This window comes from Mesorhizobium sp. M7A.F.Ca.MR.176.00.0.0 (assembly GCF_004023165.1).
Classification (GTDB): Bacteria; Pseudomonadota; Alphaproteobacteria; order Rhizobiales; family Rhizobiaceae; genus Mesorhizobium.
This window is the reverse complement of sequence record NZ_RZTC01000039.1, coordinates 1-14,796: the sequence shown is the minus strand read 5'-3', so window position 1 is coordinate 14,796 and position 14,796 is coordinate 1. Positions and strand designations below refer to the sequence as shown.

Genomic DNA, 14,796 nt, shown 5'->3' with positions numbered 1-14,796 from the left:
TTGCCCGTTGCCTGTGCCGCCTTGGCAGCGAGCCAAATGTGATGATGTGGATTGGGAGCTATTGCGTCAAACTGGCGTGCGCAAAGCAGCGCCATCCGGTCTGCTCCGGGCGTAGCCGCCGGAATCTATCTTGGCGAGAGGCCATCGAGCAGGAAGTCCAGGCCTTTTCGGAAAGTGCCGTCCCAATCGTTGTCCAACAGCAGACGAGAGCGTTCGATTGTCGGATAGTGTTCGCTGAGACGTGTAAGACGCTGCTGCGCGGCTGCTCTGTCTTCTTCCGAGAGGTCGAAGCTTGCCCGGGTGAGGGTGGCGCCCATCACATAGTTCCAGAGCGACCAAATCGCAGCGTTGAGATCCGCGTCCGCAACACCGGCTCTGGACAAGGTCTTGCTCAGCATTTCCAGGCGACTGAGGATGTTCGGGCCAAGCGCCCGTCGCGGCAACAGCGATGCCGACCAAGGATGGCGCAACATTCTGGCGCGCCAGTTTTCGAGCATATGAACGACGTCTCCGCGCCAGTCCGGAGACTCACCTGTTTCAGGCGATCCGCGATATTCGAGCACCGAATCGAGTGCCAGATCAAAGACATCCTCCTTGTTGTCGACGTGCCAGTACAGGCTCATCACACCCGAGCCAAGGCGATCCGCCAGCCGACGCATTGTCAATCCGTCTATGCCCTGGGCGTCCAGCAGTTCCACCGCGATCGCCACGATACGCTCTCGAGACAGCGGCGGCTCGCTGCTCGCTTCCTGCATGGGTGGAAGCTTTGTCCGTTGCGATCGTTTGCTGGCACTGCGGGGTTTGGCTGCCATCTGTCTTCCTTGCTGGCCGAACGTCGATTTGGCAGGCACCGTCAGGAATGTCGACGCTGATCGCTTGACTAGTACGACGTACCATACGATGACTCGTACATCGCACGATTCATCGTATGAGCGATCTGGTTAAAGTTCATGCCGGCCGCGAGTGCGTTTATTCGCGGTCAGCAGAGCCAGGAGAAATCATGTCACGCGCAATCAAGCATCTGCTTACCGGAGGGCTAATCATCATGACCATGGCAGTTTCCGCTGCGGCTACAGCGACTGGGAACGACCTCAAGCTGACCATCGTCAATCCACAGACGCTCTATGACCCGTCGCCGAATGGCTACAGCACCGCCGTGATCGCACCGCGCGGAGCTCGGATTGCCTACATCTCCGGGCAGGGCGGCCAAGACAGCACAGGAGCCTTGTCACCCGATTTCGCTGTCCAGGTTAAGCAGGCCTACGCAAATTTGCATGCGGCGCTCGAGGGCATCGGCGCCAGGCCGGATCAGGTGGCGAAGCTCACGGTCTTCGTGGTCGACCACGACATGTCCAAGCTCGATGTGTTGACCAGGAACGTCAAGGACATGTTCGGCGAGGCGCTGCCGGCGCAGACACTGGTTCCCGTTCCCAAGCTTGCAATCGACCCCATGCTTTTCGAGGTGGAAGCCGTGGTCATTCTGGAGTAGGGCGAGATCGCCCCACAAACTGAAACGGGTCGAGCGCGCCGCCGACAGCCGCACATCCGGAGCCATTATACGGAAGTAGAGCCGGCCAACGGTCGGTTGAGATTCGCGTCAACTCAGGTCTGTCCTTCGGTTTCGCTCGAAGCAAAGCCGCCAATTTCGCGACGCATTACAGTAGGTAGTGGCTCAGCGCGTTTTCCCTTCCGGCTACCGCGGCGGTATTTGCTCTGATACTCGCGTCGCTGTTTCGCGATTTCGTAGAGTACGATACCCGAACTGGTTCCGAGGTTTAGGCTCTCGATCATCCCGAACATTGGAATTGCTACGCACATCTCGCTGCGCTCGACCGCGAGGGTGCTGATGCCCCGTTTCTCATTGCCGAACCAGACAGCGAGTTTGGTGTGCTGGGTATAATCGCCCTCGTGCAGGAAAACGCTGGTCTTTCCCTTTATATGCGGCGACGTGACGACGGACACAAAGCCATGTTTTTCCAGATGGCTGAGGCAGGCGTCAGTGCTGTCGAATCGTTTCACAAACGTCCATTTGACGGCTGATACAGACGTTTCCGAAAGCGATTTCCGTTGGCGCATTTGCTGCCAGTCATCAGGAAGTGCTTTGCGTGGATCGACGATATAGACTCTTTCAACGCCGAGGGCATTTGCGTTTCGAATTACCGTTCCGATGTTCCTGATATCATTCGGATCTTCGACAACGGCTACCAAGTTCTTGCAGCGAAACGATTTGACCGCAGCCGCACGCTTGCGAACCGATACTCTGGGTTTCTGAGCCTCAAGGGTTTCCATGAGAGAGGTTCTTACCAGAGGCGCATCTGAATCCAAGGCCCGTGGCGACTCTATCGCCGCCACATCAGGAAGTCGCATAAGATAGATTATGGAACTTACGCATGGGCCAGGAACTGTAAATTGCCGCTGATTCTCATAGGCTTGAGCGTTCGTGGCGTCTTGCCTTGGGCGGATAGCCAACGCTAGGCTGTCTAGATGAAGATGGCAAACAGCGAGATCGAAGCGGCGATTGAAGTGTTCGTGCAAGGCTTCAGCGCCGACAGAAGCCGCACCTTTCCTTACGAGGGCAGCCGCGTTGGACCGTTGTGGCTGATGCGCGACGCCGAGCGCAAGAATCCTCGCGACTACCGCGGCGAAGAATGGGTCGTCCATGACGTCGCCGCTCAAGAGGCCGATGCCATCGTGCGGCAGCATGCACGGCCGGGCTTTGCCATTTCCGTTATGATCGCGCACGAGGATCCGGACGGGCCGACACGAACCGCCTACAAAGCTCTCGGCTACCGGCTGCTTCGGACCGAAGGCTTTTTTGTCCACCGATTGCGCCGGATTCCCAGCCCGCCGGCGGTTGCTTCGATCGAACGCGTGCAGGCAGCCGAACGGGCGGCGCAGTTGGGAAAGATCATCCGCAGGCAGCCGATCCCAGACGATTTGCTCGGCGACAGCGCGCCATTCCGTCAGTATGTGGCAGTCGATGGCGCCGATATCGTTGGGCGCGTATGCAGCCTTGATGCCCTGGGAGCCACATGGTGTTCGAGCATGTATGTCGAGCCGTCGCACCGGCGTCGCGGCATTGGCCAGGCTTTGATGTCGAGAATGTTGCACGACGATCGGGCGCGTGGGTCGAGGTACTCGGCGCTGGCTGCAACCCACGCCGGGGCGCTGCTTTATCCCCGGATGGGCTACGAGCGGATCGGAACGCTGCTGATATTTGCGTCAAGGAGCCGGAAGCTCTCATGAAGCTCTGTTCGCATCACACTGATTCATAAGGGATTTCAATCATCATCCCATCATAGGCTGGTTCGACATTGGCTGGTGTCTCGGCCACCACCGTTGCGTAGTCGAGCGGCACGTGCATATGCGTCAGCACCGCATGTATCGGCGCCAGCCGCTCGATCCAATCAAGCGCTTCGCCAAGGGACAGGTGACTAGGATGCGTCCGGTATTGCAGCGCATCGATGATCAGCACGTCGAGGGCGCGCAGCCGTTCGGCGGTGGGCTCCGGAAAGTCGCTGATGTCGGGGCAATAGGCGAGACCGCCGATGCGGAAACCGAGCGATACGATGTCGCCGTGGATCTGCGGCAGCGGCTCGAGGGTGAGGGTACCCCCCTCTCCTTCGATGACCACCGGCTTGGTGTGGTCGATGAGATGCGGCCTGACGATCGGCGGATAGGAACTGCCTTGCGGCGTCTCGAAACAGTATCCGAACGCTTCCCGCAGCCGAAGCATCGTCGCCCTGTCGGCATGAACGTCGATCAGCTGGCGCTGATCGAGAACGAAGCCGCGCAGATCGTCGATGCCATGGATATGGTCGGCATGCGGGTGGGTATAGACGACCGAATCGATACGTTTAACGCCGGCCAGCAGCATCTGGTGCCGAAAATCCGGCCCCGTGTCGATGACCACAGTCGTGCGGCCGCCATTCGACGCGATCCGCTCGACGAGTGCGGCGGCACGCGTGCGCCGGTTCTTCGGGTTGTCGGGGTCGCAATTGCCCCAGTCGCCGGTGATGCGCGGCGTACCTGGCGACGAGCCGCAGCCGAGAATGGTGAGGCGCAGCCGGTCGGTCATCGTTCAGGCGCTTTGCTCTACAGGCCGCGGCATCTTGCCGAACAGCCGGAAGAAATTATCCGTCGTCAGATCAGCGATTTCAGCTTCGCTGACGCCGATGGTTTCGGCCAGCACCTTGGCGGTATGGGCGACATAGGCCGGCTCGTTGCGTTTGCCGCGAAACGGCACGGGCGCCAGGTAGGGCGCGTCGGTTTCGACCAGCAGCCGGTCATGCGGCACATCGGCGGCAATGGCGCGCAACTCAGCCGAATTCTTGAAGGTGAGGATACCCGAGAACGACACGTAGCCGCCGAGAGCGACGCCAATTTCGGCAAGCCGACGCCCGGAAGAAAAGCAGTGCAGGATGAAGGGGAAGGTGCCCTTCCCCGTTTCGGCCTCAAGAATATCAGCCATATCTGCATCGGCATCGCGCGAATGGATGACCAGCGGCAGCCCCGTTTCGCGTGCGGCGGCGATGTGATTGCGAAAGCCTTGTGCCTGCGCATCGCGTGGCGCCTTGTCGTAGAAATAGTCGAGACCGGCCTCGCCGATCGCCACCACTTTCGGGTGGGCGGCCAGCCGCACGAGATCGGCAGATGTTACGTCTAGCTCTTCCGCGGCATTGTGCGGATGGGTGCCGGCCGAACAGTATATTTCGTCGAAAGTCTCTGCAATTTCAATAATTTGCTGAAATCTCTTCACGCGGGTTGAGATCGTCACCATGCGGCCTATACCGGCCGCCTTGGCGCGAGCGACAACAGCAGCCCGCTCCTCGGCGAAATCTGGAAAATCCAGATGGCAGTGGCTGTCGACGAGCATCAGACGTTCGCGTCCGGCTGTTCGACGTAACGTGGGAAAACCCCTTCCGGCACGGGTAACGCGGTGCCCGGCACCAGCGCATGGTCCGCGTGGACATGCGCGAAATCGCGGCTGTCCGCGGGCACCGCCAGCAGATCGAGCAGTTTGGCGGCTGATCCCGGAGTAAAGGGCTGACACAGCACCGCCACGCGGCGCACGACTTCGGCGGTCGTCCACAGCACCGTTTCCATGCGCACCGGGTTGGTCTTCTTCAACGCCCATGGCGCCTCTCCGGCAAAGTAGCGATCGGCTTCCGCCACCACGCCGAAGATCGACGCCAGCGCCAGATGGATGCCCTGCTCGGCCATCGCCTTGCGCGCGGTGTCGAGAGCGGCGACGGCCTGGTCTAGGATCGCGCTGTCGGCATCCGTCAGGTCGCCGCGCTGTGGCACCACGCCGCCGCAGTTCTTGGCGATCATCGACAGCGAGCGCTGCGCCAGGTTGCCGAGACCATTGGCAAGGTCGGCATTGGTGCGGTTGACGATCGCGTCATGGCTGTAGCTGCCGTCGTTGCCGAACGGCACCTCGCGCAGGAAGAAGTAGCGCACCTGGTCGAGACCGTAGTGCTCGACCATCGCGAATGGATCCACGACGTTGCCAACCGATTTCGACATCTTCTCGCCGCGGTTGAACAGGAAGCCATGCGCGAAAACGCGCTTTGGCAACTCGATGCCCGCCGACATCAGAAAGGCCGGCCAATAGACCGCGTGGAAGCGGACAATGTCCTTGCCGATGATGTGCGTAGCCGGCCAATAGCGCCATTGCTCGGCCTTTGTGTCGGGATAGCCGGCGGCGGTGATGTAGTTGGTCAAGGCATCGACCCAGACATACATCACATGCTTGTCGTCGCCTGGCACCGGCACGCCCCATTTGAAGGTCGTGCGCGAGATCGACAGATCCTTCAGCCCGGACTTGACGAAGCTGAGCACCTCGTTGCGGCGCTCGGTCGGACCGACAAAGTCGGGCTGGCTCTCATAAAGCGCCAGCAATTTGTCCTGATAGGCGGAAAGCCTGAAGAAGTAGCTTTCTTCCTCGTTCCATTCGACGGGCGATCCAAGTGGTTCGCGACGCACGCCGTCGTCGCCGACGATCGTCTCACCTTCGTCGAAATAGGCTTCCTGGCGAACCGAGTACCAGCCGCTATAGCGGTCGAGATAGATGTCGCCATTGGCGGCCATCGCCTTCCAGATTGCCTGGCAGGATTCGTAGTGGCGCGGTTCCGTCGTGCGGATGTAGTCGTCGTTCGAGCCACCCATCGCCTCGGTCATGGCGCGGAAAATCGCCGAATTGCGGTCGGCCAGCGCCAGCGGCGTTATGCCTTCCTTCTCGGCCGTTTGCTGCATCTTCAGACCGTGTTCGTCGGTACCGGTCAGGAAGAATACGTCCTTGCCATCCAGGCGCTGGAAGCGCGCCAGGGCGTCGGTTGCAATGACCGTATAGGCGTGGCCGATATGCGGCTTGCCGTTTGGATAAAAGATCGGGGTGGTGATGTAGAACTTGTCGCGTGACATGAATGAACCGTCATGAATGTCTGAATGGAAAGGCGTGGCGGTGGATATCGTATCGAGGCAGCATTTGCCATCCCGATGCCAATGCATGCCGCCCAAAAGTGGCCCCGGTTTTCGGGACAACGGCATGCATCGGGAAAACCGTCACATTCGCATTGCAGAATTCAGGCGGTCGATCATGATCAGGGCGTGCTGCTTCTTGTCGAGATTGTAGGTATCGGTCTCAGATATAGCGTCCAGCGCCTCATGCCAAGTGTCCGACAATTTTTTGGCCCGTGCGAGATCGCCCGCCAGTGCTGCCTGACTTGCCGCGTCCGACAACAGGTCCAGCGCCCGGCGGTTGAAGATATCGAACTGGATCGCCTGATCGCGGCCGGCCACGGCTTCGGCGAGGCGAAACGCGCCGCCGACATCGCTCTTTCTGCCGGTGACCAGAGCGTCGAGCGTGGAGGCGATCTCCAGCCCGCCATACTGCGTCAACAGGATCGCGTTGCGGGCGCTGCCCCCTGCCCGCCCGACCAGTGCCGCGCGAGCCGCCGGATCGCCAGGCGGCGCCGGCTCGGTCGTTTCCAGCACCGTCATCAGGTCGTCGGCGTCGAGCGGGTTCAATCGCACCACCTGACAGCGCGACCGGATTGTCGGCAGCAGGCTGCCCGGCGCGTGGACAATCAGGATGAACAGCGTCCGTGCCGGCGGCTCTTCAAGATTTTTCAGCAACGCATTGGCCGCATTGGTGTTCATGTCGTCGGCGGGGTCGACGATGACGACCCGATAGCTGCCGTCGTGCGAGGTCAGCGACAGGAAGCGGCTGACCTTGCGTATCTCATCCACGGTGACGACTGTCTTGAAACTCTTGGTCTTGTCGTTCAGCGGCCGGGTCAGATGCAGCACGGAAGGATGCGCCCCGGTGGCGATCTGGCGAAACAGCGACGAAGCCGGATCGGGAGCGGCAAGGCTTTCCGGCGCCTGCGCAAAATCGGGGTGCTTCAACAGATGATGCGCAAGATGGAAGGCCAGTGTCGCCTTGCCGATGCCGATCGGTCCGGAGAAGATCAGCGCATGAGGCAGCTTGCCCGCCCGATAGGCAGCGGTGAGCACGCCCGCAGCCTGGCTGTGCCCAACCAGAAGGGGCGTTTCGGCGGGCTCCGGCACGCCGTCCAGCGTGTCGTGCTGCTCGGGTGCGATGCGCTCGAAGATCATGCCGGCGTTGCCTGCCTGTCGCGTGCCGGCGTTCTCGCCGCCAGTGCCGCGAACACCGCCGCGGTGACGACGTTCTCGACCGCGTCGGGCTCGGCGGCTGCGTCGACGACGATGCAGCGCTCCGGCTCGGCCTTGGCGATCGCCAGAAACGCCTCGCGGCGGGCCTGATGGATCGCCAGCGTCTCCTTTTCGAAGCGGTCGGCGACTGCCTCGGTGCCGCGCCGCAGCGTTGCGCGCCTCAGGCCTTCCGCCGGATCGATGTCGAAGATCAGCGTCATGTCCGGCATCATGCCGTTGATGGCGACCTGCTCCAGCGCATCCATGAACGCCGGATCGATGCCGCCGGTGACGCCCTGGTAGACGCGCGAGGAATCGAGGAAGCGGTCGCAAAGCACGATGGAGCCACGCTCGACCGCCGGCCGGATGAGCTGCTCGACATGATCGGACCGCGCGGCGGCGAAAAGCAGCGCTTCCATCTTCGGTCCGAACGGTTCGGCCGCGCCCGAAAGCAGCACATGCCTGACGGCTTCGGCGCCCGGCGAGCCGCCAGGTTCGCGGGTAAGCAGCACATCGTATTTCTTGGCGCGCATCTTCCTGGCCAGCCGCTCGATCTGCGTCGACTTGCCTGCCCCCTCGCCGCCTTCGAAGGTGATGAAAAAACCGCGTGCCAACCGAGAGGCCTTCTTGTCCATGGCTGAATGGGATTGTAGCGCTCTAGATAGTCCGCGTTCGGCCAAACGTCCATGCCGTCATTTTTTGCTTTCATGCATGTCGTTCGCCAAAACCATGGCCAGATTTGAGCGACGTACCTTAGCGCAGCCAGCCGACCGCCAGTTCCTTGACTGCATCGAGAGCGCGCTGCGGCAGCGTGCCGACGCCGATCGATTCGGCTGCGAAAAGCGGCGTCTCCTGGCTCAGCGTATCGCCGATCCAGACGCGCAGCGCACCCACCGGCTGCCCCTCCTCCACCGGTGCTGCAATCGGGCCGTCATAGACGATCCTGGCCGTCAGCTTGTCGCGGTTGGTGATCGGCAGGAAGATGTCGATCGGACCCTTGGCCTTCAGCATCACCCCGGGCTTGGCGCCGCCAAAAACCTGGGCTTCTCCAACCACCTCGTCCCTGGCGAAGATTTCGGTCTTCTCGAACGAGCGGACACCCCAGTCGAGCAGCTTTCGCGCCTCTTCGGCACGCTCCTTGTCCGAGGCCAACCCGCTCATCGCCGCGATCACCCGTGTGCCGTTGTGACTGACTGTACCGACGATGCCGAAGCCGGCTGCCTCGCTCGCACCGACCGCCAGGCCGTCGGCGCCGATGTCCATCGCCAGCAGCGGATTGCGGTTCCTCTGCGAAATCTTGTTCCAGGTAAAATCCTTCTGGCCGTAATAGCGGTAGAAATCCGGATAATCGCGCCACAGGTGCAGGGCGAGCTGCGCCAGCTCGCGCACGGTCGTCTGTTGGCCATCTGCCGGCAGGCCGGTCGAATTGACGAAAGTCGACGTCTTGAGGCCGATCTGGCGGGCCCGTTCGGTCATCTGCGCGGCAAAATTGTCCTCGGATCCCGACATGCCTTCGGCGATGATGATGCAGCCGTCATTGGCCGCCTGCACGGTCACGCCCTGAATCAGGTCTTCGAGCCGGATCGACGACTTGAGCTTGGCGAACATCGTGGATGTTCCGGAAGGCGCGCCGCCCTTGCGCCAGGCGTTTTCGCTGACAACGAACGTATCGTCGAGCTTCAGGCGACCAGACTTGATGGCGTTGAAAACCACTTCCATGGTCATCAGCTTGGCCATCGAGGCCGGCGGTATCGGCTTGTCGGCATCCTTGGAAAACAGCACCGTCCCGGTCTCGGCGTCGATCATGAAGGCCTGTGCGGCCTTGGTCTCGAACAGCTGTGCACCGGCCGGAGCCTGGAAAAACAGCAGCAGGCCAAAAACCAGAAGCCCGGCGAGCGGGAGCAAGCGAAATTGCATGATGTTCGACCCGTTGGCCGGCACCGCCGGCAAGCCCGCAAAAAGTATCGGGCTTTTTGCACGGCGGATCAACCGCGTAGCGGAAATCCAGCCTGGCTTGTGCTCAGTTGCGCACAGCCAGCGCATCGGGAGCGCCATGCGACCAGGCAGCCTGCAACATCTCGTCCAGATTGCGGTGGCCATCGGGATAGAGATTGACCGAATACCAATCCTCGCCGTCGAGTTCCGAACGCTGGATCTCGATCTTGCCGAAGGCGGCAAGCTGAGCGGCAATACGCTTGGCTTCTCCGGCGTCCTCGAACGAACCGGCAGCGACATAGTCGGTGGACGGACCGGCCGGTGGCGGCTGCCGCTTCCACGATTGAAGCACGTCGGCCGGCGACATGCCGTCGCCACCCAGCGCAGCGAAGGCACTTGAGGCGCGTTCGACCCGTTCGTCGGCGTAGGACAGCGAGGCCACGGCAAACGGCGATTGCGGCGGCAGATTGATCTGCGGGCGTTCCGGCACGATGGGCCCGAAATCGGGAAGCGCCAGATCGCCATACGCCGACGGCTGCGCCGACATGGCCGGCTGGACAGAACCGGAATCGGTCAACTGGCCCGGAAACGGCACGGCCGCGCTGCCCGCAGGCAGGCTGGGCGACGGCCCGTTCATGGCGACCATGACGCCGGTCGGCAGTCCGTCCGACGGGTCGGGCACTCTGTTGCCGGGATGGTAGGAAGCCATCAGATATTGGTCGTCATCGCCGTCAAGCGGCGCGCGGCCGACATATTCGACCTTCACCTGAGCGGTGCCGGTGTTGGCATAGTCAAGCATCTGGGCAGCGCGCTCCGACACATCGATGATGCGGCCTTCGTGATATGGGCCGCGATCGTTGACGCGAACGATGACCGAACTGCCGGTCTTGAGGTTGGTGACGCGGGCATAGCTTGGCAGCGGCATGGTCGGGTGCGCTGCGGTCAGGTGGGTCATGTCGTAGACTTCGCCATTGGCGGTAAGCCGGCCATGGAAGGCGTCGCCATACCAGGAGGCCAGGCCGACCTTGGCGTAGCGCTTGTCTTCCTTCGGGTAATACCACTTGCCGCGGACCTGATAGGGTTTGCCGAGCTGATCCCTGCCGCCGCCACGTTGGATGCGCCCATTCTGGGAGATCACGCGCGGGCTTGCCTTCACGCCATATTCGGATTCGGCGAAATATTCCTTGGAGCGGGTCTTCTTGTAGACCATCGCTTTCGGCTCGGGCTGCGACGCACAAGCCGCCAGCAAGGCGGCCGACATGGCGAACAACGCGACTGCAGCAGCGCGACGAAGACGCGGTTGCGTCACAGCCTGCATTTTCCTGATGTCCCCTTCAGTCTTGCCTAGACGTCGTATCCAACCGTCGAAGAAGCCGAAACACCCACCCGACCAATACCAGCGACGCCTTCGAACCCCGATCCTTTGTGCGCAGGAATTGCTTATCACGGTATTAACCGATTGTGGCCGCAACCGGGCAAGATTGTGGCGTCTCCACCGCGAGAGCCCTCTGAAAAGTAACGATTTTCGCGCTTCCACGCGAGAGATGTGATGCCCTCTGCCACAGAGAGCCTGGCTTCGCTCCTGCCGGCCATACCTGCCCGTTGACAGGCTTTGTCGGGCAGCGGACCGACAGTCCGGAACAAAGAAATGCGCCGCTAGTTTCATCCGCAGGGCACTCGAACAGAAGGATGAGCATGATGAAAATGGCTTCATTGACAATCGCGATCGCAATGTCACTTTCTGCCGGGTCTGCGATCGCCGCATGCCCGGACAAGTCGGCTTCCAATGCCGGGACGGATGCCGAGCAGACCGCCGGCATTTCGAAAGATGGAACTCACGCGCCCTTAGAGGCCCCGAAAGCCACGGACAGCGCGGGCAAGCCAACCGCCAAGGATGGCGCCACAATGCCATTGGCGGGCGCTGAAGGCGGCGGCGACAAGAATCTCGCAACCTCGCAGCAGGACATTGAGGCGCAGCAGCATGGTGATAAGGCCGCGGCGGCAAAGGCCGATGAAAGCTGCAAAGACTGAGGACCGCTCAGGCCGGAGCCAAATTGCAGCTTCGGCCTTCCTCACCAGCAGCTGTTCCCTTGGCGAACTAAATTTTTGGGGAAATACCGCAGCCGTCCCAAGAGGTTGGCCCTGTGGGGATTAACCCGTCCGCCCGGTTGCTTGATGGTTCCGGTCGATAGCCGGATCGCGCCCTTGCCTGGGCCCCTGCATGCAAGCACTGCAGCGCCTCACATCTCGGGCAACGCCCGCGGCCGGCTTCTTCTTCATGCACCATTGGACCGCGATAGTCCCGGCGCTCGATCCCGACACGCTCAGAGTCTGCCCAGGACAGCAGGAAGCGACGCAGCGGTGGTTGACGCAGCCCACAATGCCGCTCTACAGGAATGAAGCGCGAACCAGCCGGGAACGCCTTCGGTGCCAATCCGGTGCCAACAGGCCAAACGAGTTGGCCCCGCGCTGCCCAAGTGGTTGATAAACCACGTTGGAGGAATGGCCGAGCGGTTTAAGGCACCGGTCTTGAAAACCGGCGTGGGTGCAAGCTCACCGTGGGTTCGAATCCCACTTCCTCCGCCAACTGGCGCCCCTGAAATCCACCATTTCCGCTATTTTGAACCTCCTATTGACCTTACTGGCGCAGCATGCGCCTTATCTTGTGTAACAATCTGTGTAACACAGGGGATAGAATGGCACGGAAAGGTCCGCCAAAGCCGCATAAGCGAGACGGCACCTGGTACCTCGTTCGTCGTGTTCCGAAGGAATTCGCCGAGCTTGATCGGCGCGTCCTAGTCCGTATCAGCACCGATATTCCGATCGTAAATGATCCCCGTGGCGTTCGTGCCAAGGAAATTGTGCTTCGCCTCAATATTGAGCTCGAGACGTATTGGAGAGGGCTTCGCGACGGTCAATCTCGCGAAGCTCGCTTGCGCTTCGAGGCGGCCCAGCAGCAGGCAAAAGCTCTGGGGCTTGTCTACCAGACTAATGCCGAGCTCGCCGAAGGCCCGCGCGATGATATTGTCGAGCGCATTAGGCTGCTCCTCGACAGGAACGTCGTTGAGGACCAGCGGGAGGTCGCGGCCGTCTTGGGCGGTGAGGAACGGCCGGCGATCCGCCTCACGGGGCTGGTTGCGGAATTTGAGAAGATCGAGGCCCAAAGCCTCAATGCCATGTCCCCGAACCAACTCCGAAAGTGGCGCAATCCGAAAAAGCGGGCCGTTGGCAGCCTTATCGAGGTTGTGGGCGACATGAACATAGCCGCCCTTACCCGGGGTCACGCGATACAGTTTCGCGAGTGGTGGCAGAAACGCATACGCGTGGAAAGTCTCGACATCGGCACCGCAAACAAGGACATCGGCCACGTGTCGAAGATGCTGACCTCTGTCGACATGGCGCATCAGTTGAATCTTCCGCCGGTGTTCAAGAGATTGCGGCTGTCAGGACAGGTCGCGGCCCAACGAGCGGCTTTCGAGGCGGCTTTCGTCCAAGACAAAATCCTTGCCGACGGCGCACTGGAGGAACTCAACGAGGAGGCCCGTCACCTTGTGCTGCTGATAGCTGACACCGGCATGCGTTTGTCGGAGGCGGCGAACCTTCTGCCGCACCGCATCCTATTAGACCACGCGGTGCCACATGTGCAGGTTAGGCCCGACGGACGCGTGTTGAAGACAGACCACTCCCTGCGCGACATTCCGCTCGTGGGTTGCGCGCTCGCTGTGATGAAGCTGCACCCCAAAGGGTTTCCGCGCTACCTCGACAAGGCCGACTCGCTCTCTGCCCTGGTCAACAAGTTTCTAGACAACGCGAACCTCCTGCCGACCGATGACCACTCTCTCTATAGCCTGCGGCATACATATGAGGATCGGCTCACGGCCGTGGAGGCACCCGAAAAGGTCGTGGCCATGTTGATGGGTCACAAATGGCATCGGCCGAAATACGGATCTGGCCCGACGCTCGAGCATAAGCAGTTCTGGCTGGAGAAGATCGCGTTCAAACCGCCGTCGCATCTTTGACCTTGCGCCACATCATTGCGGTGAGGACCGCCTGCGCCTGCCCCGCTTATGATCGTGGCGCATTGAGCTCGACGGCGCGCTCCAGATGCTCGAACGTCGGCGCGTATGCGCTCTCAGGGGTACTGTCACGCTTGTATATGCGGCGCGCTCCGATAAGACGGCCGTGAGCCGAGACCAAATCCGAGAGGCCGAAAGGAGGTATGGCGATGTCGTCAGGGAAGAACTCAAACTCCAGCCTTCGGCCCTCACCCGCTCCGAAGCTGAGTACATCCTCGACTTCCGCGATGCTGACGGCCTCTGAGCTCGACTTGCTTCGGCAACAGTCGAGAGAGACGGGAGACTCTGCGCAAAAAGCGTTCCAGGGTCTACGCCCCAAACAGCGAAATCAGCCTAAGCAGCAGATCATGCCTGACCTGCTTGAACAGATGATAGCTCGCCTGAAGCCCTGTTCGCAGGAACGATCGGCGTGAGCATCCTGCATGATCGGAAACCAATGCTGACTGTGGTGCCAGGCGGCAAACCGGACGACGCCACATGATCGCCTGGCTCGCCTTCACGCTGTCCGCTGGCGCTGACTGGCATTTCTGAGGAGGCAGCCATCCCTAAATCCGCGCCAATATCTCAGCTTTCTTGGCTTTGAATTCCTCTTCGGTGAGGACACCGGCTTCACGCAATTGACCCAACTTTGAAAGAAGTTCTGAAGGCCCCTCGGCCGGCGCAGTATGTACATTCACCGGCGCATGCCGCAGCGCCTCTAGGCTTTCGTACGCGGCGTCAAAAACCTCTTTCGACTCGAATGACTTGAACGCCAAATCGTCGTGCGAAGTGTGTAACCGAAGCACCCGATATCCCAGGCGCGAAAGCGTTTCGACCGAAGTTATTTTAGACAGGGGTATCGTTTCAAAGACTTCTCCCACGAAGCCCTTGCGGTAAAAACACGCGCGCTCGTTTGTTAGAATGAATTGCCCGTTACGCTGTGTATCGCGGCCAGATCCCATCATTTCGCCGATCCAGCCCTCAAGGTGAGCTTTGATGCTCTCCCCAGGTTTCAACTTACTTCCGCGGAAACCTATGACGTGCCTGTTGTCCTTGCCTTTCATCTCAGCCCTCGCGAATCCTACTTTCCTTCGCACCCGATGCCGTTGTGGTTGCCGTCCAGGTG

14 protein-coding genes and 1 tRNA gene are annotated in these 14,796 nt (G+C 60.9%); 5 read left to right on the top strand and 10 right to left on the bottom strand.

Annotated elements, in window-relative coordinates:
* Positions 1 to 125: 125 nt before the first annotated feature.
* Positions 126 to 812: a TetR/AcrR family transcriptional regulator C-terminal domain-containing protein gene (locus tag EOB59_RS15205; protein ID WP_128288699.1), complete on the bottom strand. Its 687-nt coding sequence runs from the start codon at positions 810 to 812 to the stop codon at positions 126 to 128.
* 188 nt (positions 813 to 1,000) lie between these two features.
* On the opposite strand from EOB59_RS15205, the gene EOB59_RS15200 reads away from it, so the two are divergent.
* Complete coding sequence (locus EOB59_RS15200) at positions 1,001 to 1,489, top strand: RidA family protein (RefSeq protein WP_127320804.1); 489 nt, start codon at positions 1,001 to 1,003, stop codon at positions 1,487 to 1,489.
* A gap of 113 nt (positions 1,490 to 1,602) precedes the next feature.
* Here the strand turns inward: EOB59_RS15200 and EOB59_RS15195 are convergent, their stop codons facing one another.
* Positions 1,603 to 2,289, bottom strand: coding sequence for an RNA methyltransferase (locus EOB59_RS15195; RefSeq protein WP_127320803.1), 687 nt, complete (start codon positions 2,287 to 2,289; stop codon positions 1,603 to 1,605).
* A gap of 312 nt (positions 2,290 to 2,601) precedes the next feature.
* Between EOB59_RS15195 and EOB59_RS15190 the strand changes: the two genes are divergently transcribed.
* Complete coding sequence (locus EOB59_RS15190) at positions 2,602 to 3,246, top strand: GNAT family N-acetyltransferase (RefSeq protein ID WP_245486637.1); 645 nt, start codon at positions 2,602 to 2,604, stop codon at positions 3,244 to 3,246.
* A 13-nt stretch (positions 3,247 to 3,259) separates the two neighbouring features.
* On the opposite strand, the gene EOB59_RS15185 is transcribed toward EOB59_RS15190, so the two are convergent.
* From EOB59_RS15185 to EOB59_RS15155, 7 genes are all read right to left on the bottom strand, one after another.
* Positions 3,260 to 4,078 (bottom strand): MBL fold metallo-hydrolase, encoded by an 819-nt coding sequence (locus EOB59_RS15185; RefSeq protein WP_128288697.1) that lies wholly within the window; start codon positions 4,076 to 4,078, stop codon positions 3,260 to 3,262.
* A gap of 3 nt (positions 4,079 to 4,081) precedes the next feature.
* Entirely contained in the window at positions 4,082 to 4,876 is a 795-nt protein-coding gene (locus EOB59_RS15180; protein ID WP_128288696.1) for a TatD family hydrolase, read from the bottom strand.
* Positions 4,876 to 6,426, bottom strand: a complete 1,551-nt coding sequence (gene metG, locus EOB59_RS15175) for a methionine--tRNA ligase (protein WP_128288695.1) — start codon at positions 6,424 to 6,426, stop codon at positions 4,876 to 4,878. Before metG ends, EOB59_RS15180 begins: the two co-directional genes overlap by 1 nt.
* A 141-nt stretch (positions 6,427 to 6,567) precedes the next feature.
* Entirely contained in the window at positions 6,568 to 7,623 is a 1,056-nt protein-coding gene (locus tag EOB59_RS15170; RefSeq protein ID WP_127810364.1) for a DNA polymerase III subunit delta', read from the bottom strand.
* Entirely contained in the window at positions 7,620 to 8,294 is a 675-nt protein-coding gene (gene tmk, locus EOB59_RS15165) for a dTMP kinase (RefSeq protein WP_164895655.1), read from the bottom strand. The genes EOB59_RS15170 and tmk overlap by 4 nt, the downstream gene beginning before the upstream one ends.
* A gap of 139 nt (positions 8,295 to 8,433) precedes the next feature.
* Entirely contained in the window at positions 8,434 to 9,597 is a 1,164-nt protein-coding gene (locus EOB59_RS15160) for a D-alanyl-D-alanine carboxypeptidase family protein (protein WP_174800326.1), read from the bottom strand.
* Positions 9,598 to 9,700: 103 nt separating this feature from the next.
* Positions 9,701 to 10,933 carry a septal ring lytic transglycosylase RlpA family protein gene (locus EOB59_RS15155; protein WP_127399039.1) on the bottom strand — a complete coding sequence of 411 codons (1,233 nt, stop codon included), beginning with the start codon at positions 10,931 to 10,933 and terminating at the stop codon, positions 9,701 to 9,703.
* A 371-nt stretch (positions 10,934 to 11,304) separates the two neighbouring features.
* Here EOB59_RS15155 and EOB59_RS15150 point away from each other — a divergent pair, with 371 nt between their 5' ends.
* The 3 genes from EOB59_RS15150 to EOB59_RS15140 all read left to right on the top strand — a co-directional run bounded on the left by EOB59_RS15150 (position 11,305) and on the right by EOB59_RS15140 (position 13,634).
* Positions 11,305 to 11,646, top strand: a complete 342-nt coding sequence (locus EOB59_RS15150) for a hypothetical protein (protein WP_236383389.1) — start codon at positions 11,305 to 11,307, stop codon at positions 11,644 to 11,646.
* Between the two features lie 465 nt (positions 11,647 to 12,111).
* Positions 12,112 to 12,201, top strand: a tRNA-Ser gene (locus tag EOB59_RS15145).
* 110 nt (positions 12,202 to 12,311) lie between these two features.
* The gene (locus tag EOB59_RS15140; protein WP_128288693.1) at positions 12,312 to 13,634 is read left to right on the top strand and encodes an integrase; all 1,323 of its coding nucleotides are present in this window, start codon (positions 12,312 to 12,314) and stop codon (positions 13,632 to 13,634) included.
* A gap of 602 nt (positions 13,635 to 14,236) precedes the next feature.
* On the opposite strand, the gene EOB59_RS36320 is transcribed toward EOB59_RS15140, so the two are convergent.
* The gene (locus EOB59_RS36320) at positions 14,237 to 14,734 is read right to left on the bottom strand and encodes an SHOCT domain-containing protein (protein ID WP_128288692.1); all 498 of its coding nucleotides are present in this window, start codon (positions 14,732 to 14,734) and stop codon (positions 14,237 to 14,239) included.
* Positions 14,735 to 14,796 lie beyond the last annotated feature (62 nt).